This is a genomic window from Aeromonas sp. MdU4, assembly GCF_041929505.1.
GTDB lineage: Bacteria > Pseudomonadota > Gammaproteobacteria > Enterobacterales > Aeromonadaceae > Aeromonas.
Genome location: NZ_JBHFMW010000004.1, coordinates 41,177 through 59,556, shown reverse-complemented (window position 1 = coordinate 59,556; position 18,380 = coordinate 41,177). Strand labels below are relative to the sequence as shown.

The 18,380-nt window shown below is 60.5% G+C and carries 12 protein-coding genes; 11 read left to right on the top strand and 1 reads right to left on the bottom strand.

All coding sequences use genetic code 11. The annotated features are described in order from the left end of the window. Nucleotides 1-5: 5 nt before the first annotated feature. The 11 genes from nuoG to ACE1BR_RS02640 all read left to right on the top strand — a co-directional run bounded on the left by nuoG (nucleotide 6) and on the right by ACE1BR_RS02640 (nucleotide 14,370). Nucleotides 6-2,732: an NADH-quinone oxidoreductase subunit NuoG gene (nuoG, locus tag ACE1BR_RS02690; protein ID WP_374867394.1), complete on the top strand. Its 2,727-nt coding sequence runs from the start codon at nucleotides 6-8 to the stop codon at nucleotides 2,730-2,732. Beyond that, nucleotides 2,729-3,694 (top strand): NADH-quinone oxidoreductase subunit NuoH, encoded by a 966-nt coding sequence (gene nuoH / locus ACE1BR_RS02685; protein WP_374867392.1) that lies wholly within the window; start codon nucleotides 2,729-2,731, stop codon nucleotides 3,692-3,694. Before nuoG ends, nuoH begins: the two co-directional genes overlap by 4 nt. Nucleotides 3,695-3,705: 11 nt before the next feature. After that, nucleotides 3,706-4,248: an NADH-quinone oxidoreductase subunit NuoI gene (gene nuoI, locus ACE1BR_RS02680; protein WP_374867390.1), complete on the top strand. Its 543-nt coding sequence runs from the start codon at nucleotides 3,706-3,708 to the stop codon at nucleotides 4,246-4,248. 10 nt (nucleotides 4,249-4,258) lie between these two features. Then, nucleotides 4,259-4,810: an NADH-quinone oxidoreductase subunit J gene (gene nuoJ / locus ACE1BR_RS02675; RefSeq protein ID WP_374867388.1), complete on the top strand. Its 552-nt coding sequence runs from the start codon at nucleotides 4,259-4,261 to the stop codon at nucleotides 4,808-4,810. Continuing rightward, nucleotides 4,807-5,115 (top strand): NADH-quinone oxidoreductase subunit NuoK, encoded by a 309-nt coding sequence (nuoK, locus tag ACE1BR_RS02670; protein WP_005337247.1) that lies wholly within the window; start codon nucleotides 4,807-4,809, stop codon nucleotides 5,113-5,115. The genes nuoJ and nuoK overlap by 4 nt, the downstream gene beginning before the upstream one ends. Further along, the gene (gene nuoL / locus ACE1BR_RS02665) at nucleotides 5,112-6,959 is read left to right on the top strand and encodes an NADH-quinone oxidoreductase subunit L (protein ID WP_374867386.1); all 1,848 of its coding nucleotides are present in this window, start codon (nucleotides 5,112-5,114) and stop codon (nucleotides 6,957-6,959) included. Before nuoK ends, nuoL begins: the two co-directional genes overlap by 4 nt. A 99-nt stretch (nucleotides 6,960-7,058) precedes the next feature. Continuing rightward, nucleotides 7,059-8,603, top strand: a complete 1,545-nt coding sequence (gene nuoM, locus ACE1BR_RS02660; protein ID WP_374867384.1) for an NADH-quinone oxidoreductase subunit M — start codon at nucleotides 7,059-7,061, stop codon at nucleotides 8,601-8,603. Continuing rightward, nucleotides 8,600-10,063 carry an NADH-quinone oxidoreductase subunit NuoN gene (gene nuoN, locus ACE1BR_RS02655; RefSeq protein ID WP_374867382.1) on the top strand — a complete coding sequence of 488 codons (1,464 nt, stop codon included), beginning with the start codon at nucleotides 8,600-8,602 and terminating at the stop codon, nucleotides 10,061-10,063. The genes nuoM and nuoN overlap by 4 nt, the downstream gene beginning before the upstream one ends. A gap of 187 nt (nucleotides 10,064-10,250) precedes the next feature. Next, nucleotides 10,251-11,381, top strand: coding sequence for an FIST signal transduction protein (locus tag ACE1BR_RS02650; RefSeq protein ID WP_374867380.1), 1,131 nt, complete (start codon nucleotides 10,251-10,253; stop codon nucleotides 11,379-11,381). Next, complete coding sequence (locus ACE1BR_RS02645; RefSeq protein WP_374867378.1) at nucleotides 11,378-12,811, top strand: HD-GYP domain-containing protein; 1,434 nt, start codon at nucleotides 11,378-11,380, stop codon at nucleotides 12,809-12,811. Before ACE1BR_RS02650 ends, ACE1BR_RS02645 begins: the two co-directional genes overlap by 4 nt. A 17-nt stretch (nucleotides 12,812-12,828) precedes the next feature. Beyond that, complete coding sequence (locus tag ACE1BR_RS02640) at nucleotides 12,829-14,370, top strand: HD domain-containing phosphohydrolase (RefSeq protein WP_374867376.1); 1,542 nt, start codon at nucleotides 12,829-12,831, stop codon at nucleotides 14,368-14,370. Between the two features lie 60 nt (nucleotides 14,371-14,430). Here ACE1BR_RS02640 and purL read toward each other — a convergent pair whose 3' ends face one another. Then, the gene (purL, locus tag ACE1BR_RS02635; protein ID WP_374867374.1) at nucleotides 14,431-18,342 is read right to left on the bottom strand and encodes a phosphoribosylformylglycinamidine synthase; all 3,912 of its coding nucleotides are present in this window, start codon (nucleotides 18,340-18,342) and stop codon (nucleotides 14,431-14,433) included. Between the last annotated feature and the right edge of the window lie 38 nt (nucleotides 18,343-18,380).

Here is an 18,380-nt window from a genome sequence, read left to right as displayed (position 1 = left end):
GTTGTATGGCAACCATTTATGTAGACGGCAAAGAGTATGAGGTAGACGGGGCAGATAACCTGCTGCAAGCCTGTCTGTCACTGGGTCTGGACGTCCCCTATTTTTGTTGGCATCCGGCGCTGGGTAGCGTGGGAGCCTGCCGCCAGTGCGCGGTTAAACAGTATCAGAATGCCGATGACAAACGTGGCCGTCTGGTCATGTCTTGTATGACACCGGCCACCGATGGCAGCTATATAGCCATCGAGGATGAAGAGGCCAAAGAGTTTCGCAAAAGCGTGGTGGAGTGGCTGATGACCAACCACCCCCACGACTGCCCGGTGTGTGAAGAGGGTGGAGCCTGCCACCTGCAAGACATGACGGTGATGACCGGCCACAACAGCCGTCGCTACCGTTTCACCAAACGCACCCACCAGAATCAGGATCTCGGCCCTTTCATCGGCCATGAAATGAACCGCTGCATCGCCTGCTATCGCTGCGTCCGTTATTACAAGGATTATGCCGGTGGCGAGGATCTCGGCGTCTACGGTGCTCACGACAACGTCTACTTCGGCCGGGTCGAGGATGGCACTCTCGAAAGCGAATTTTCCGGCAACCTGGTGGAGGTCTGCCCCACCGGCGTCTTTACCGACAAGACCCACTCCGAACGCTACAACCGCAAATGGGACATGCAGTTTGCCCCCAGTATCTGCCAACAGTGCTCGGTAGGTTGCAACATCAGCCCGGGTGAACGTTATGGCGAACTGCGCCGCATCGAAAACCGCTTCCACGGCAGCCTCAACCACTACTTCCTCTGTGACCGCGGCCGCTTCGGCTACGGCTACGTCAACCGGGCCGATCGTCCGCGCCAACCGCTGCTCAAAGATGGCCATGACAAACTGGCCATCACGGTCGATGGCGCCCTCAACCGCGCCGCCGATGCCCTGCGCACCGCCGCTGGCGTGATCGGCATTGGCTCGCCCCGCGCCTCGCTGGAGAGCAACTTCGCCCTGCGCGAGCTGGTTGGGGCCGACAACTTTTATGCCGGTGTTGAACAGGCCGAGTGGGCATGCCAACAGAAAATGCTGCAGATTTTGCAGCATGGTGGCGTATCGACACCCAGCCTGCGCGATATGGAGGAGGCCGATGCCATCCTGGTGCTTGGCGAAGATGTCACCATGAGTGCGGCCCGTATCGCGCTGGCCCTGCGTCAAGCCGTCAAGGGCAAAGCCCGCGAACTGGCTCGCAAGATGAAGGTGGATCTGTGGCAAGTTGCCGCCGTACAGACTCTCGGCCAGAACGAGCGCTATCCGCTACTGATCACCAGTCTGGACAGCACCCGTCTCGATGACATCGCCGCCGACAAGCTGCACGCCCCCTATACCGATCAGGCACGCCTTGGTTTTGCCATTGCCCACCAGCTCGACAACTCGGCACCGGCAATTGCTGATCTTTCTGCCGAGCAGCAGGCACAAGCTGCCCGCTGGGCCGAACTGCTGGGCAACGCCAAGAAGCCGCTGATCATCGCAGGCTCCGGAGCCCATTGCGTAGCGCTGGTTGAAGCGGCCGGCAATATTGCTCGCGCCCTGAAGGGTCGGGGTCAGGAAACAAGCATCGCACTGGTGGCCCAAGAGGCCAACTCGCTGGGCCTGGCCATGCTGGGCGCTCGCGCACCGCTTGAGGCAGCTTTCGAGCGCATCGAAGCGCAAGAGAAGCTGGCGCTGGTGATGCTGGAGAACGATCTTTATCGCCGCGCACCGCGCAACCGCGTGGATGCGACATTGGCTCGCCTGCAACACCTGCTGGTCATCGATCATCAGGATACCCAGACTGCGCAACAGGCAGACCTGATCCTGCCGGCCGCCAGCTTTGCCGAAGCCGACGGCACCCTAGTGAACATGGAAGGTCGCGCCCAGCGCTTCTTCCAGGTCTATGCCCCGGCCTTCTACAACACAGATATTCAGGTACGTGAAGGGTGGCGCTGGCTGGCGGCGCTACAAGGCGCCCTTGAGCAAAAATCTCTGCGCTGGCAAAACTTCGATGAGATCAACCATGACTGCGCCACCAGCAACCCGCTGCTGGCCACCATGCTGGAAGCGGCGCCCAACGCAGGCTTGCGGATCCGTGGCATGCGGCTGGCCCGCGAACCGCACCGCTACAGCGGCCGCACCTCCATGCTGGCGGATCAGAACGTCAGCGAGCCACGGGTAGCGCAGGATCCCGACTCCCCCTTCAACTTCTCTATGGAAGGGTATGCCGGTGCCCGCCAGCCTCTACCACAGGTACCGTTCGCCTGGGCACCGGGCTGGAACTCCCCTTCCGCCTGGAATAAGTTCCAGGATGAGGTGGGTGGCAAACTGCGCGCTGGGGATCCTGGCCGCCGCCTGCTGGAGGCGACAGAGGATACCCTTGGTTGGTTTGCTACTATCCCCGCTCCCTTCAAGGCAGCAGAGGCACTGCTGGTGGTCAACTATGCCCAGCTGTTTGGCGGCGAGGAGCTCTCCGCTCGCAGCCCGGTTATTCAGGCCCGAATGAACGAACCCGAGCTGGTGCTCAATCCCCTTGATGCACAGCGTCTGGCACTGCATGCCGGTAATCAGGTCTCCTTCTCCTGGGGCGGTAGCCACTGGCAACTGCGTCTGCGCCTGAGCGAACAGCTTAACCAGGGACTGGTCGGTCTGCCACTGGGTGTAAACGGCCTGCCCACCGCACTGCAACAGGCTTATCTCACTAACCTGCAGGAGGTCATCGCATGAACTACTCGCTGATCGATCTGTTGCTGGAGGTCGGCAAAGCACTGATCGTGCTGGTGGGGATCGTGGGGGCTGGCGCCTTCATGAGCTTCATTGAACGCCGCCTGCTGGCACTGTGGCAGGACCGTTACGGCCCCAACCGGGTTGGCCCGTTTGGCCTGCTGCAGCTGGCAGCCGACATGGTCAAGATGTTCTTCAAGGAGGACTGGATCCCGCCATTCGCCGATCGCAGGATCTTTATCCTGGCCCCCATCATAGCGTTTACTGCCTTTATTCTGGCATTTGCTGTGGTACCCATTACTCCCACCTGGGGTGTAGCGGATCTTAACGTAGGGCTACTCTACATCCTGGCCATCGCGGGGCTGGCTGTTTATGCGGTGCTGTTCGCCGGTTGGTCGAGCAACAACAAATACTCCCTGCTTGGCAGCCTGCGAGCCTCGGCCCAGACCCTCTCCTACGAGGTGTTTCTTGGCTTGTCGCTGATGGGGATCGTGATCCAGACCGGCAGCTTCAACCTGCGGGATATCGTCGAGGCACAGGCAGATTTGTGGAACGTGGTACCCCAAATTCTGGGCTTCGTCACCTTCCTGTTTGCTGGTGTCGCCGTCACCCACCGTCATCCGTTTGACCAGCCGGAGGCCGAGCAAGAGCTCGCCGATGGCTATCACATCGAGTATGCGGGGATGAAGTGGGGTCTCTTCTTCGTGGGCGAATATATCGGCATTGTGCTGGTCTCCTCGCTCATCGTGACCCTCTTCTTCGGTGGCTGGCATGGCCCCTGGTTGCCACCCTTCATCTGGTTTGCTCTGAAGACCGCCTGTTTCATGGTGTTCTTCATCCTGCTGCGGGCTTCCCTGCCTCGCCCGCGCTTTGACCAGGTAATGGCGTTTGGCTGGAAAGTCTGCTTGCCGCTGACCCTGATCAATATGCTGGTCACTGCGGCAGTAGTGCTGATGAATGTGTAGTGAGGCACGAGATGAAAATATTTAGCATTATTCAGGGTGTTGGCACCCAGTTACGCAGTCTGGCCATGGTCTTCTCCCATGCCTGGCGGCCTCGTGAAACCCTGAACTACCCGGAAGAAGCGGTCTATGTGCCGCCCCGCTATCGCGGTCGCATCGTGCTGACCCGCGATCCGGACGGCGACGAGCGCTGCGTGGCCTGCAACCTCTGCGCTGTCGCCTGCCCGGTCGGCTGCATCTCGCTGCAAAAATCCGAGCGGGAAGATGGTCGCTGGTATCCGGAGTTCTTTCGCATCAACTTCTCCCGCTGCATCTTCTGCGGCCTGTGCGAAGAGGCCTGTCCGACCACCGCCATCCAGCTGACACCGGACTTTGAGATGGGCGAATATCGCCGCCAGGATCTGGTGTACGAGAAGGAAGATCTGCTGATAAGCGGCACCGGCAAATACCCTGACTACAACTTCTATCGCATGAGCGGGATGGCCATCGACGGCAAGCCGAAAGGAGATGCCGAAAACGAAGCCAAACCCATCGATGTCAAGAGCCTGCTGCCCTGAGGAGTCAATCATGGAACTGGCATTTTATGCCTCGGCCCTGGTGGCCATTTACAGTACGCTGCGGGTGATCAGCACCAGCAATCCCATGCATGCGCTGCTCAATCTCATCATCTCCCTCATCGCCGTGGCCATGATCTTCTTCTGCTTGGGCTCCGCTTTTGCGGGGGCTCTGCAGGTGATCGTCTACGCCGGTGCCATCATGGTGCTGTTTGTGTTTGTGGTGATGATGCTCAACCTGGGCAGTGCCCAGGCGCAAGAGAAGAACTGGCTTACCCCCATGACTTGGGGTGGCCCAGCCCTGCTCTCCTTGATCCTGCTCGGCTTTCTGGCCCACGGTATTCTCGGCGTTACTGGCGGTCTGCTCGGGGTAACCGAGGTCACCGCCAAACAGGTCGGTGTCGCACTCTTTGGCCCTTACGTCTTGGCGGTAGAACTCGCATCCATCCTGCTGCTGGCGGGTCTGGTTACCGCCTATCACCTGGGTCGTGAGGAGAAGAGTGGCGAAGTGCTCTCCGTCCCTCGCACACCTTCCCGCACTTCCCAAGAAGGAGGTCAGCAATGAATGGAATCCCAATGGAGCACGGCCTCCTGCTGGCCGCAGTGCTCTTCTGCATCGGCTTATGCGGTCTGCTGATCCGCCGCAACCTGCTCTACATCCTGATGAGCATAGAGATCATGATGAATGCGTCGGCACTGGCGTTTGTGGTGGCGGGTAGCCGCTGGGCCCAGGCCGATGGCCAGATCATGTACATACTGGTGATTTCTCTGGCAGCAGCGGAGGCCAGTATTGGCCTTGCCCTGTTACTGCTGCTCTATCGTCGTTACCACACCCTCAATGTGGACACTGTGAGCGAGATGCGCGGATGAGCCTCTTATACCTGACTTTTCTATTTCCGCTGCTGGGGTGGCTGGTGTTGGCCTTCTCCCTTGGCCGGTTTGGCGAGCGCACCTCGGCCCTGATCGGGGTTGGCTCCATTGGCCTGTCGGCCCTCACCACCTTCTGGGTCGGAATGGACTTTCTGGCCAACCCGCCCGAGGGTGGTGTCTATGTCCAGCGCCTGTGGCAATGGATGGCAGTGGGCCACTTCACTCCCACTTTTAGTCTGGCACTGGATGGCCTGTCGCTGACTATGCTGGGCGTAGTGACCGGTGTGGGCTTCTTCATCCACCTGTTTGCCTCCTGGTATATGCGCGGGGAAGAGGGCTACTCCCGCTTCTTCACTTATACCAACCTCTTTATCGCCAGCATGCTGTTTCTGGTGCTGGCCGATGACCTGCTGTTTGTCTACCTCGGCTGGGAAGGGGTGGGGTTGTGCAGCTACCTGCTGATCGGCTTCTACTACAAGGATCGCAACAACGGCGCGGCGGCCCTCAAGGCTTTTATCGTGACCCGGGTGGGTGACGTGTTCCTCGCTATCGGTCTGTTTATCCTTTATCGCGAATTGGGCACCCTCAATATCCACGAACTGCTGGTCCGTGCTCCTACCATGTTTGCCGAAGGCTCCCCTGCCCTGTCGCTCGCCTGCCTGATGTTGCTCGGCGGCGCAGTCGGCAAATCGGCCCAACTGCCGCTGCAAACCTGGCTGGCTGATGCGATGGCAGGCCCGACGCCTGTCTCCGCGTTGATCCACGCAGCAACCATGGTGACCGCGGGTGTCTACCTGATTGCCCGTACCCACGGTCTGTTCCTGCTCGCCCCTGAGATCCTCCATCTGGTCGGGCTGGTTGGCGCTATTACGCTAGTACTGGCAGGCTTTGCGGCCCTGGTGCAAACCGACATCAAGCGGATCCTCGCCTACTCCACCATGAGCCAGATTGGCTACATGTTCCTGGCGCTCGGTGTTGGCGCATGGGAAGGGGCCATCTTCCATCTGATGACCCACGCCTTCTTCAAGGCGCTGCTGTTCCTCTCCGCTGGTGCCGTTATCGTCGCAACCCATCACGAGCAGAACATCTTCAAGATGGGCGGCCTGCGCAAGAGCCTGCCGCTGGTCTATGCCTGCTTCCTGGTGGGTGGTTCGGCGCTGGCCGCGCTGCCGCTGGTCACCTCCGGTTTCTACAGTAAGGACGCCATCCTGTGGCAAGTAGAAGCCTCTGGCCAAAGCGCTCTGCTGTGGGCCGGTCTGGTAGGGGCATTCCTGACCTCCCTCTATACCTTCCGTCTCATCTTCATTGCCTTCCATGGCAAGGCCAAGACAGAAGCACATGCTGGTCACGGTCTGGCTCACCATCTGCCGCTGCTGGTGCTGCTGGTGCTCTCCACCGGCATCGGGGCACTGATCACCCCACCACTGGCTGGGGTACTACCCGCAGGCCCGGGTGACCATATCGAAGAGGGTCGCCACGCCTTGGAGATCACTTCCGGCCTCATCGCCATTGCTGGCATAGCGCTGGCCGCGTTCCTGTTCCTTGGTGAGCGCCGTCTGGCCACATCCATTGCCAACAGCGCGCCGGGCCGTCTGCTCAGCACCCTCTGGCTCAACGCCTGGGGCTTTGACTGGCTCTACGACCAGCTGTGGGTCAAACCCTATCTGCTGGCGACCCGTCTGGTAGGGCAGGATCCGCTGGACTGGATGATGGGACTGCCCGCCTGGTTTGCCCTGCGTGGCAACCAGCTGCTGGCCTGGACGGTCACCGGCAAGTTGCGCTGGTATGCGGCCTCCATGGGGATCGGTGCCACACTGGTGCTGGCACTGCTGTTACTGGGGTAAACGCGATGAACCACACGAAAATCGTACAGCCGGGCTGTTTGCTGACCTTGATGGAACAGGGCGTGCAATCTCACATGAACTTGAACGAGAGCTGATACCGTGACCTTACTCTGGATCTTGTTAATTCCTTTCATCGGCGGCTTGCTCTGCTGGCAGATGGAGCGTCTCGGCGGGCAGTTTGTCCGCTGGGTTGCCCTTCTTTCCATGAGCGCCAGCCTGCTGCTCTCCTGTGCCATCTGGCTAAGTGGTGATTTCTCGCTTGCCACTATGGGTCTCGATAGCGCGGGCGTTACGGGTGCCGCCTCCCCATGGGCTGCCGAATGGCGTCTGCCCTGGATCCCCCGCTTCGGCATCTCCCTGCATCTGGCAGTGGATGGTTTGTCACTGCTGATGGTGATCCTCACCTGCTTTATCGGGGTGCTGGCGATCCTCTGCTCGTGGAAAGAGATCGTGCAACGCATCGGCTTTTTCCACCTCAACCTGCTCTGGATCCTGGGTGGCGTGCTCGGCGTCTTTATGGCGCTGGATCTGTTCCTCTTCTTCTTCTTCTGGGAGATGATGCTGGTTCCCATGTACTTCCTGATTGCGCTGTGGGGCCACTCGGTCACTGACGGCAAATCACGGATCAACGCGGCGACCAAGTTCTTCATCTACACCCAGGTGAGCGGTCTTATCATGCTGGTGGCCATCATCGGGCTGGTGCTGACCCACCAGCATGCTACCGGTGTCTTCACCTTCAACTATCTGGACCTGCTCAACACCCCGATGAGCAAGGGCGTACAGTGGCTGCTGATGCTGGGCTTCTTCATCGCCTTCGCCGTCAAGATGCCGCTGGTGCCGCTGCACGGCTGGCTGCCGGATGCTCACAGTCAGGCGCCGACTGCAGGCTCCGTGGACCTGGCCGGTATCTTGCTGAAAACCGCAGCCTATGGTCTGCTGCGCTTCGCCCTGCCGCTGTTCCCCGAAGCCTCGGCAGAATTTGCTCCCTACGCCATGGTGCTGGGCCTGATCGGTATCGTGTATGGCGCCATCGTGGCCTTTGCCCAGACTGACATCAAACGGTTAGTGGCCTATACCAGCATCTCCCACATGGGTTTTGTGATGATCGCCATCTACTCCGGCAGCGAACTGGCTCTGCAGGGCGCCGTAGTACAGATGATTGCCCACGGGCTGTCTGCCGCCGGTCTCTTTATCCTGTGTGGTCAGCTCTACGAGCGGCTGCACACCCGAGATCTGCGCCAGATGGGTGGCCTATGGGGGCGCCTGCGTTACCTGCCAGGCGTAATGCTCTTCTTCTCGGTCGCCTCTCTGGGTATGCCGGGCACTGGCAACTTCGTCGGCGAATTCCTGATCCTGGTCGGCAGCTTCCAGGTTGCCCCGGTCATCACTGCGATCGCCACTTTCGGCTTGGTGCTTGCTTCTGTCTACTCCCTCATCATGCTGCATCGCGCCTGCTTTGGCCCGGCCAAAGACGCGAGTATTCTGAAAGGTCTTGATCGCCGCGAGTTGACCATGATGATGGTGATTGCAGGCCTGCTGGTACTGCTTGGCCTCTATCCCCAACCCGTGATTGATACCGCCAGCAGCAGCCTTCTCAACGTGCTGCACTGGTATCTGCTGCCAACTGCTGGAGCTCTGCAATGACTTTCTCCGCTTCCCACCTGCTGGCACTGCTTCCCCTGCTGCTGACCACCGGGGCCATGGCGGCCCTGATGCTGGCCATCGCCTGGCGCCGCTGTGTCACTACCGCCTTTACCGTCACCATCATTGGTCTCAACCTGGCGCTTTTCTCCCTGCCCATCGTGATAGCGCAGGGAGAGCAAGGGGTTACGCCGCTATTGCAGGTCGATGGCTATGCTGTGTTCTATATGGGACTGGTGCTGATCGGCTCGCTGGCAACCTGCACCTTCGGTCAGTCATGGCTGAAAGCCTACCCGGATAACCGGGAGGAGTTCTTCCTGCTGCTTCTGATCGCCACGGCCGGTGGTCTGGTGCTCGCCTGCTCCCGCCACCTTGCTTCCCTGTTTATCGGGATCGAGATGCTGACCCTGCCTATGTTCGGCTTGGTCGGTTACGCCTATCGCGAGCGCCACTCGCTGGAAGCCGCAGTGAAATACATGGTGCTATCGGCCGCCGCCACCGCTTTTCTGCTGTTCGGTATGGCTCTGCTCTACGCCCAGGCTGGCAGCCTGAGTTTTGATGCACTGGGGGTAACTCTGGTCCAGAGCCCGGCCCACCATCCTTTGCTTATGGGCGGCCTTGGGCTGATGCTGGTCGGCTTTGCCTTCAAGCTTTCCCTTGCGCCCTTCCATCTCTGGACCCCGGACGTCTACGAAGGTGCACCGGCACCGGTTGCTACCTTCCTTGCAACCGTCAGCAAGGTCGCCGTCTTTGCCGTACTGCTGCGCTTCTATCTGGCCGTACCGGCCGCAAGCGATCCCATGATCCACTGGTTGCTGGCCGCCATGGCTTTCATCTCCATCCTTATCGGCAACCTGCTGGCACTGGTGCAAAGCAACATCAAGCGGATGCTGGGCTACTCCTCCATCTCCCACTTTGGCTACCTGCTGGCGGTAATCGTTGCCAGCCGCATCGGCCAGATGCCGGTTGAAGCAGCCGGGGTCTATCTGCTGATGTATCTATTCACCAGCTTGGGGGCCTTTGGTGTCGTCAGCATGATGTCGAGCCCCTATCGCGGCAAAGATGCGGACTCCCTGCACAGCTATCGCGGCCTGTTCTGGAAGCGCCCCTATCTGACCGCCGTACTGACCGTGATGATGCTCTCTCTGGCGGGTATCCCGATGACGCTGGGTTTCATCGGCAAGTTCTACCTCATCGGTGTGACGGTCGAGGCCCAGCTCTGGTGGCTCTCCGCCGCTATCATCCTGGGCAGTGCGCTAGGCCTCTACTACTACCTCAGGGTGATGGTGACCCTCTATCTGCGCGAACCGGGCATGCAGCAGCGCGATGCCAGCGCCAACTGGGCGCTCTCTTCCGGCGGCGTGGTGGTGCTGCTCTCAGCAGCGCTGGTGGTATTGCTCGGTCTCTACCCCCAACCCGTCATCTCGCTGGTGCAGGGCTTGCAGAACGTTGTGCTGCAATAACTCAATCACCTCTCAATCAAAACCGGCCCCAGTGGCCGGTTTTTCATCACCACAAACTGGATGGACACCGCCGCACCCAATTTGTTCGTCTTTATAATGGCTTATAGCTGTTCATCAAAAAATGCCAGGTATTCACTCAGCCCCCTTGCTGATATATTGAAGACTGGCAGGAATGGAGTTCCGAGCGATGATGCAGCCTAATTTTCATCAATTTGATGCGCATCCACTGACCGATGCACTGCTTCCTTACCGAGGGGGACGACTCGATGTGTTGCTGGCCGAGCAGGATGCCGCGTGCGTGGCCGAACTGCAGCAACAGTGTCAGCACGTCGACATCCAGCTCTGTGGCGCCATCTTTCCGCGCCTTATCAGCCAGCACGGTTTTCATGATCGGGGAGCTTGGCTGCTGCCCCGCCCCACATCACACAACCCTCTACTGATCCCGCTCCCCCATGCAGCGAGCGCCGATGAGCTTGCTGGTACTATCTGCGAACAACTGGCCTCCCGACTCGCACAATGGCCGGATCCACAAAAAGCCCCCACTCTCTTTCTCACTTTCGACGCCATGATCCCCAACATCGCCTCCATCCTTGAGGGGATCTATCTGCGGCTGGCTGACAAGGTCAACTATGCCGGCGTCAATGCTGGCAGCGGCCAGTTCACAGCCATGCCCTGTCTATTCGACAATCATAAGTTGCTGGATCACGGGGTCAGCTGCGCACTACTTCCTCATCAAAGCTATCCCCTGCTCGAGCACGGCTATCAACTCACCGCCCAACCCATGCTCGCCACTAGCAGCGAGGGCAACAAGATCTCCTTTATCGACTGGGAGCCCGCCTTCAGCCGCTACCAGTCCCTGATCCGGCAGCAATTCCAGCAACATCTCACCCCGGAGCAGTTCTACCAGTACGGCGTTCACCTGCCACTGGGGCTACTGCGGGCCAATGGGGACGTCATCGTGAGGATCCCGGTCGCCGTCACCGAAGAGGGGGCGCTGCTCTGCGTAGGAGAGGTGCCTGACCACAGTATCCTCACGCTGCTCAAGGCGCCGCAAAGTCCGACCGCACATGCCATCGAGCTGGCCGGGAAACTCAGCCAGCACGGTGTGCCTGAACGCATCGAGCTCTACTACTGCGCCGGGCGTCAACAGCACTTCGGTGAGCAGAGTGCGCTTGAGCTGGAGACCCTCTTCGCCCACAGCGGTGCTCATGAGTTGGTCGGCGCCCTCTCCCTTGGTGAAATTGGCAGCCTGCGGCCGGGAGACTATCCCCTGTTCCACAACGGCGCCATCCTCTGTAACGGAGAGGGGCTCCGATGAACAACGACCACGCCATGGCTATCGTATGTGATCTCGCCCTCTGTATCGGTCGCGAAGTCACCCTCGATGCCCTGCTAACCAAGGTACTGCAGCGTTTCATGTTTCACTGTGCCTGTCCGGTCGGCGTGGTGCTGCAACAGTTGCCACACGGGGAGCAGAGGATCATCAAGGCGATCGGGGACGAACAGTTGCTCCAGCATCAAGGGCAATCCGTGAAACTTCCCTCCTGGGTCATCGACGACGCTCAATGCATCCTGCGCTCACCCCTCCTACTGCCAAGCAGCCGCTCTTACCCCTTCGCCTATCGTCTCAGGGTCGACGGGGGATATCTGCTGTTGCTGCTCTCTCCCAACCCGGAACATCAGGGTGAGCCACTCTGCCAACTGTTCAGTCCAATCCTTGGCAACCTGGCGCGCGCCATCCAGTTGTGTCGGGATAGCGAACAGCTAGCCCTGCGCCAGCAAGCGGAGCTGGTCGACATGCAGCGCTTCAACGAATCTCTGCTAAGGGCAATCCCCATCCCGGTCTTTTACAAGGATGTCGAGGGGCGTTTCATCAGCTGTAACCCGACCTTCACCCAGATCACCGGTATCAGCAAGGCCGAGCTGCTGGGCAAGCGGGTGGACGAAATCCTGCCTCCCGAGCTGGCTGAGGAGTACATCAGGCGAGATATAGAAGTGCTGCGCAGCCGGCAACCGCAATATTTCGAGCACCTTCTGCTGGATCGCAGTGGCCGACGCTATCAGGTGCTCAACTTCAAGGACATTTTCTATGACCATCAAGGCGAAGTGGCTGGCACCATAGGTGCCTTGGTCGACATCACCCGCATCAAGGAGAGTGAACTGCAACAGCGCACCCTGTTGTTTCAAACCATAGCGGCGCTCTCCTCCGCCATTGCCCACAAGGATCCCAGCACCGCAGGCCATGAGCGGCGCGTGCACGACCTGGCGCTGGCCATCGGCCAGCATCTGCAACTCTCTCAGGAGCGGCTGGATGGACTCGGTCTCGCAGCCATGGTGCACAATATCGGCCTGCTGCAGATCCCGGCAGAGATCCTCACCCGCCCCCGCGAACTGAGGCCCGTAGAGTTCGAACTTATCAAGCAGCATCCGCAGGCCGGTTGCGAGATCCTGCAACAAATAGACTTCCCCTGGCCCATCACCACCATAGTGCTGCAGCACCATGAAAACATCGATGGCAGCGGCTACCCGCAGGGGCTACAGGGGGATGCTATCTGTCTTGAAGCGCGGATCATCCGGGTGGCCGACTCTCTCGCCGCCATGACGGCCCATCGCCCCTTCCGCCGAGCCATGTCACTGACCGAGGCCTTCGCCGAGCTGACCCGTTATGCCGGTGTGTATTATGACGAGCAGGTGGTGGATGCCTGCTTCACCGTATGGCAAGCGGGCGACCGCTTTACCACTACCTGATCCAGGCAGACCCAATGATGTCAAAGCAAATCACTGACGCCCCGCAACCACTGGCCATCACCTTGCCAGCGACTTCTCCCCTGTTTAATCAAGTGATGGATCAGTTGCCCTACCGCGTACTGCTCAAAGATACCCGCTCTGTCTTTATCGCCTGCAACCAGTTGCTGGCTGACGATCTTGCCCTTCCCCCGGAGCAGGTCATAGGCAAATGCGACACCGACTTTTTCCCGGCCGAGCTGGCCCAACGCTATCGGGATGACGACCTGAAAGTCATGGCCAGCGGTGCGACCCAGCGCCATGAAGAGCCCTATCTCAAGGGGGGTGAGGACCGCTGGCTAAGCACTACCAAGTTTCCCCTGCGCGATGAACTGGGCACCGTGATCGGGGTCGGCGTATTCTTCGACGACATCACCGAGAAAAAACAGCAGCAAGAGCGATTACAGCAATACACCTGGACACTGGAGGCCATCGGCCGCGCCCACCATGCCATGCTGGAGCAGGACGATGAGCAGATGCTGCTGCAAGAGATCTGTGACGCCATTACTTTCGATGGCCGTTTTCCCCTTGTGACCGTGCTGCAGGAAGTTGCTGACCAGCAAGAACTACAGGTAATGGCACAGGCGGGCAGCGCCGTCTGGTTTGCCAATGATGATCTGCTCACCCGGGATCGGGTTCTGCACCACGTCATCACCCAAGGCACCACGTGCAACGAGGTGCTGGGCACCGAACTTGTTCACCACTCAGCAACCCTGCGCTCCCGCCTGCTATTACCACTACAATGGCACACGACTTTGCGCGGCGGCCTGCTTATTCATAGCGAACAGGCCCACACCTTCACGGATGAGGAGATGCGCTTATTCAGCGGGCTGGCTGACTACCTTGCCTATGGCCTGCAGGCCCGCAGCACCCGGCAGGCCTATCTCGCCGCTCAACGTGACAAGGTACTGCATGCCCGCCAACTGGAGCTGGCACTGGAAGATGCGCTCGGTGCCATTGCTGCCGTGCTCGAACAGCGCGATCCCTACACCGCGGGTCACCAGAAACACGTCGCGACCCTGGCACTGGCCATCGGACGCGAGCTGAAGCTGGATGAAAAACAGCTGCGGGGACTTTATCTGGGAGCCATGGTGCACGATATCGGCAAGATCCAGGTACCGGTCGACATCCTCACTAAACCGGGCAGGCTGACACCACAGGAGTTCAATCTGGTGAAGGAGCACCCGATCGCTGGCTACCAGGTGCTCAAGGATGTCGCCCTGCCCTGGCCCATCGCCCAGATGATCCACCAGCACCACGAGTATCTCGACGGCTCCGGCTACCCGGCGGGGCTCAAGGGCGAGCAGATCCTGCTGGAAGCCCGCATTCTGACGGTGGCCGACATCGTGGAGTCCATGTCATCGGACCGCCCCTACCGCGCCGCCCTCGGCATTCCTCAGGCCAGAGCCCACATCATCGAACTGCGCGGCACCAAGCTGGATGCAGCGGTGGTGGACGCCTGCCTGCGCATTCTCGATCGCGGGGACTTCACCCCCCATGAGCTGGGCCACGGCCAGACCTGAGGTCGCGCGATGCCATAAAAAAACCGGCCACGTGGGCCGGTTTTTGTTTGTGTGTAGTTATTAGCCCAGACGAACCCGGGCGTTGCGGAACATCCGCATCCAGGCTCCATCCTCGCCCCAATTGTCCGGGTGCCAGGAGTTGGCCACGGTGCGGAACACCCGCTCCGGGTGCGGCATCATGATGGTGGCGCGGCCATCGGTAGTGGTCACGGCGGTGATACCGTCCGGCGAGCCGTTCGGGTTGGCCGGGTACTGCTCGGTCACGCTGCCGCGGTTATCGACAAAGCGCAGCCCTACCAGACCGCTCTGCTGCAGTGCGTTCAGGTGAGCGGCATCACGCACCTCGACACGCCCTTCCCCGTGGGAGACGGCAATGGGCATCACCGAGCCCGCCATCCCGGCGAAGAAGGCCGAGGGGGATTCCTGCACCTGCACCAGACTGAAACGTGCCTCGAAGCGCTCAGAGCGGTTGCGCACGAAGCGCGGCCACAGATCGGCACCCGGGATGAGATCCCGCAGGTTCGACATCATCTGGCAACCGTTGCAGACACCCAGAGATAGCGTATCGCCGCGCTCGAAGAAGCGCTGGAACTGCTCGCGGGCGTTGTCGTTGAACAGGATGGACTTGGCCCAGCCTTCACCCGCCCCCAGCACGTCACCGTAGGAGAAGCCGCCACAGGCCACCAGGGTCTGGAACTCCTCCAGCTTGATGCGACCGGAGAGAATGTCGCTCATATGGACATCCACTGCCGCAAAGCCGGCGCGGTCAAACGCCGCCGCCATCTCCACGTGGGAGTTGACCCCCTGCTCGCGCAGCACCGCCAGACGGGGAGAAACACCACGGGCTATATAGGGAGCCGCCACATCCTCAGACGGGTTGTAGCTGAGCTTGGCATGCAGACCCGGATCGGTGACGTCCTGACGGGCCGCGTGCTCACTGTCGGCGCACGCCGGGTTGTCACGCAGACGCTGCATCTGCCAGCTGGTCTCGCCCCAGATGGTGCGAAGGGCGGTACGGCTGGCACGATAGACCTCCTGACCCGCACGCTGCATGGTGATGAGATCCCCCTCACGCACTGTGCCGAGCACATGGGAGCAGGCTGCCAGACCGTGACCAGCCAGCAGGGTCATCACCGCCTCTTTGTCTTCACGGCGCACCTGAATGACGGCGCCCAGCTCTTCGTTGAACAGCGCAGGCAACAGCTCGCCGCCGATGCGATCGAGCTGGATGTCGAGGCCGCAGTGACCAGCAAACGCCATCTCGGTCAGGGTGACGAACAGGCCGCCGTCAGAGCGGTCGTGATAGGCGATCAGTCTGCGATCGGCCACCAGCGCCTGAATGGCGTTGAAGAAGCCCTTGAGCTGGACTGGGTTGTCCAGATCCGGCGCCTTGTCACCCAGCTGGCGATAGACCTGAGCCAAGGCAGAGGCGCCGAGGCGCTGCTTGCCGTTGCCAAGGTCTATCAGGATAAGGTCGCTTTCACCGAGATCGGTACGCAGCTGCGGCGTAACTGTGTTGCGCACATCCTCAACCCGGGCAAAGGCGGAGATGAGCAGAGAAAGCGGCGAGGTGACGCTTTGCTCCTTGCCATCCTGCTGCCAACGGGTCTTCATCGACATGGAGTCCTTGCCCACCGGGATGGTGATGCCCAAGGCCGGGCAGAGCTCCTCACCCACCGCCTTGACCGCCTCATAGAGACCGGCATCTTCGCCCGGGTGACCGGCTGCGGCCATCCAGTTGGCGGAGAGCTTGACCCGCTTCAGTGACCCGATGTGGGTTGGCGCCAGGTTGGTGAGCGCTTCCGCAACCGCCATACGAGCAGAGGCGGCGTGGGAGAGCAGTGCGACCGGGGTACGCTCGCCCATCGACATGGCTTCACCGTGATAGCAGTCGTAGGTGGCGGCAGTGACGGCGCAATCGGCCACCGGGATCTGCCAGGGGCCAACCATCTGGTCGCGGTTAACCAGACCCGTTACGCTGCGATCGCCGATGGTGATAAGGAAGGATTTCTCCGCCACGGTCGGCAGGCGCAGTACCCGCTCGGCCGCGTCACTCAGGGTGATGCCATCGAGCTGGAGTGCTTTGCCTTGCGCAGGCAGGGTCACCACGTCGCGGTGCATCTTGGGCGCCTTGCCCAGCAGCACGTCCAGCGGCAGATCGATGGGCTGGTTGTCAAAGTGGCTGTCAGAGAGGGTCAGATGCTTCTCTTCAGTCGCGGTGCCAATCACGGCATAAGGGGCACGCTCGCGCTCGCACAGCGCCTTGAACAGCGGCAACTTATCTTGCGCTACCGCCAGTACATAACGCTCCTGGGATTCGTTGCACCAGATCTCCAGCGGGCTCATGCCCGGCTCGTCGCTCTGGATAGCGCGCAAATCGAAGCGGCCGCCGCGCTCACCATCGTTGACCAGCTCCGGCATGGCGTTGGAGAGACCACCGGCCCCCACGTCATGGATAAAGACGATGGGGTTGTCGTCCCCCAGCTGCCAGCAGCGGTCGATCACCTCCTGGCAACGACGCTCCATCTCGGGGTTGTCGCGCTGTACCGAGGCAAAATCGAGATCTTCTGCCGATTGGCCGGAGGCCATGGAGGAAGCCGCGCCGCCGCCCAGACCGATGTTCATCGCCGGGCCACCCAGCACGATCAGCGCAGCCCCAACCGGGATCTCCCCTTTCTGGACATGTTCGGTGCGGATATTGCCAATGCCGCCCGCCAGCATGATGGGCTTGTGATAACCACGCACCTCGATGCCGTTGTGGCTCGGCACCTCCTCTTCGAAGGTACGGAAGTAACCGAGAATGGCCGGACGACCGAACTCGTTGTTGAACGCGGCGCCGCCGAGCGGCCCCTCCTGCATGATGTCAAAAGCGCTGACGATGCGGCTCGGCTTGCCGAAATCCTGCTCCCAGGGCTGCTCGAAGCCGGGGATGCGCAGGTTGGAGACGGAGAAACCGACCAGACCCGCCTTGGGCTTGGCACCACGACCGGTGGCACCTTCATCGCGGATTTCGCCGCCGGAACCGGTGGCCGCCCCCGGGAAGGGGGAGATGGCGGTCGGGTGGTTGTGGGTCTCCACCTTCATCAGGATGTCGACCTGTTCCTGGTGATATTGGTACTCGCCGTTGGCCGGGTTCGGGAAGAAGCGGCCACCCTGGCTCCCTTCCATCACGGCGGCGTTGTCTTTATAAGCAGAGAGGACATGATCCGGCGTCTGCTCGAAAGTGTTCTTGATCATCTTGAACAGCGACTTGGGCTGCTGCTCGCCGTCGATGGTCCAGTCGGCATTGAAGATCTTGTGGCGGCAGTGCTCGGAGTTCGCCTGAGCGAACATATAGAGCTCGATGTCGTTGGGGTTGCGGCCAAGCTTGGTGAAGTTCTCCACCAGATAGTCGATTTCGTCTTCGGCCAACGCCAGACCGAGGGCCACGTTGGCCTCGGCAAGGGCGGTGCGACCACCACCCAGCACATCCACCTGGGTAAAAGGGCGCGGCTCGTGGTGAGCAAACAGGGCGCTCGCCGCTTCCATCTCGGCAAACACCACTTCCATCATCCGATCATGGAGCACGGCGGCAATGGCGCTGCGTTGGGCAGCATTGAGCTCACCCGGCCCTTTGATGGTCAGGTAATAGGCAATACCGCGCTCCAGCCGCTTGACCTGTTTCAGGCCACAGTTGTGGGCGATGTCGGTTGCTTTGGAAGACCAGGGGGAGATAGTGCCGGGACGGGGGGTAACAAGAAACAGCTGACCGCTGGGGGTGTGTTCGGGGATAGTCGGGCCGTAGCGCAAAAGCTGGCCCAAGGTCGCTCGCTCCGGGGGCGACAGCGGGCTTGCCAGCTCGGCAAAGTGCACGTATTCGGCATAGACATCCTCTATCTCTACTCCTCTCTCCTGTTTCATCTGCGCAAATCGTTGCAGCAGTTTTTGGACACGAAACTCAGACAGTGCAGGGGCACCACGCAAGATATCCATATGACCTTTCTCACCAAGTTTTGAAGTGGGGGGAATTG

What these genes read in the sequence shown, in the direction of transcription:
- nuoI (WP_374867390.1), top strand. Translation starts at nt 3,706, where the DNA reads ATGAAAATATTTAGCATTATTCAGGGTGTTGGCACCCAGTTACGCAGT.
- nuoN (WP_374867382.1), top strand. Translation starts at nt 8,600, where the DNA reads ATGACTTTCTCCGCTTCCCACCTGCTGGCACTGCTTCCCCTGCTGCTG.
- nuoG (WP_374867394.1), top strand. Translation starts at nt 6, where the DNA reads ATGGCAACCATTTATGTAGACGGCAAAGAGTATGAGGTAGACGGGGCA.
- purL (WP_374867374.1), bottom strand. Translation starts at nt 18,342, where the DNA reads ATGGATATCTTGCGTGGTGCCCCTGCACTGTCTGAGTTTCGTGTCCAA.
- nuoJ (WP_374867388.1), top strand. Translation starts at nt 4,259, where the DNA reads ATGGAACTGGCATTTTATGCCTCGGCCCTGGTGGCCATTTACAGTACG.
- nuoL (WP_374867386.1), top strand. Translation starts at nt 5,112, where the DNA reads ATGAGCCTCTTATACCTGACTTTTCTATTTCCGCTGCTGGGGTGGCTG.
- ACE1BR_RS02645 (WP_374867378.1), top strand. Translation starts at nt 11,378, where the DNA reads ATGAACAACGACCACGCCATGGCTATCGTATGTGATCTCGCCCTCTGT.
- ACE1BR_RS02650 (WP_374867380.1), top strand. Translation starts at nt 10,251, where the DNA reads ATGATGCAGCCTAATTTTCATCAATTTGATGCGCATCCACTGACCGAT.
- nuoK (WP_005337247.1), top strand. Translation starts at nt 4,807, where the DNA reads ATGAATGGAATCCCAATGGAGCACGGCCTCCTGCTGGCCGCAGTGCTC.
- ACE1BR_RS02640 (WP_374867376.1), top strand. Translation starts at nt 12,829, where the DNA reads ATGTCAAAGCAAATCACTGACGCCCCGCAACCACTGGCCATCACCTTG.
- nuoH (WP_374867392.1), top strand. Translation starts at nt 2,729, where the DNA reads ATGAACTACTCGCTGATCGATCTGTTGCTGGAGGTCGGCAAAGCACTG.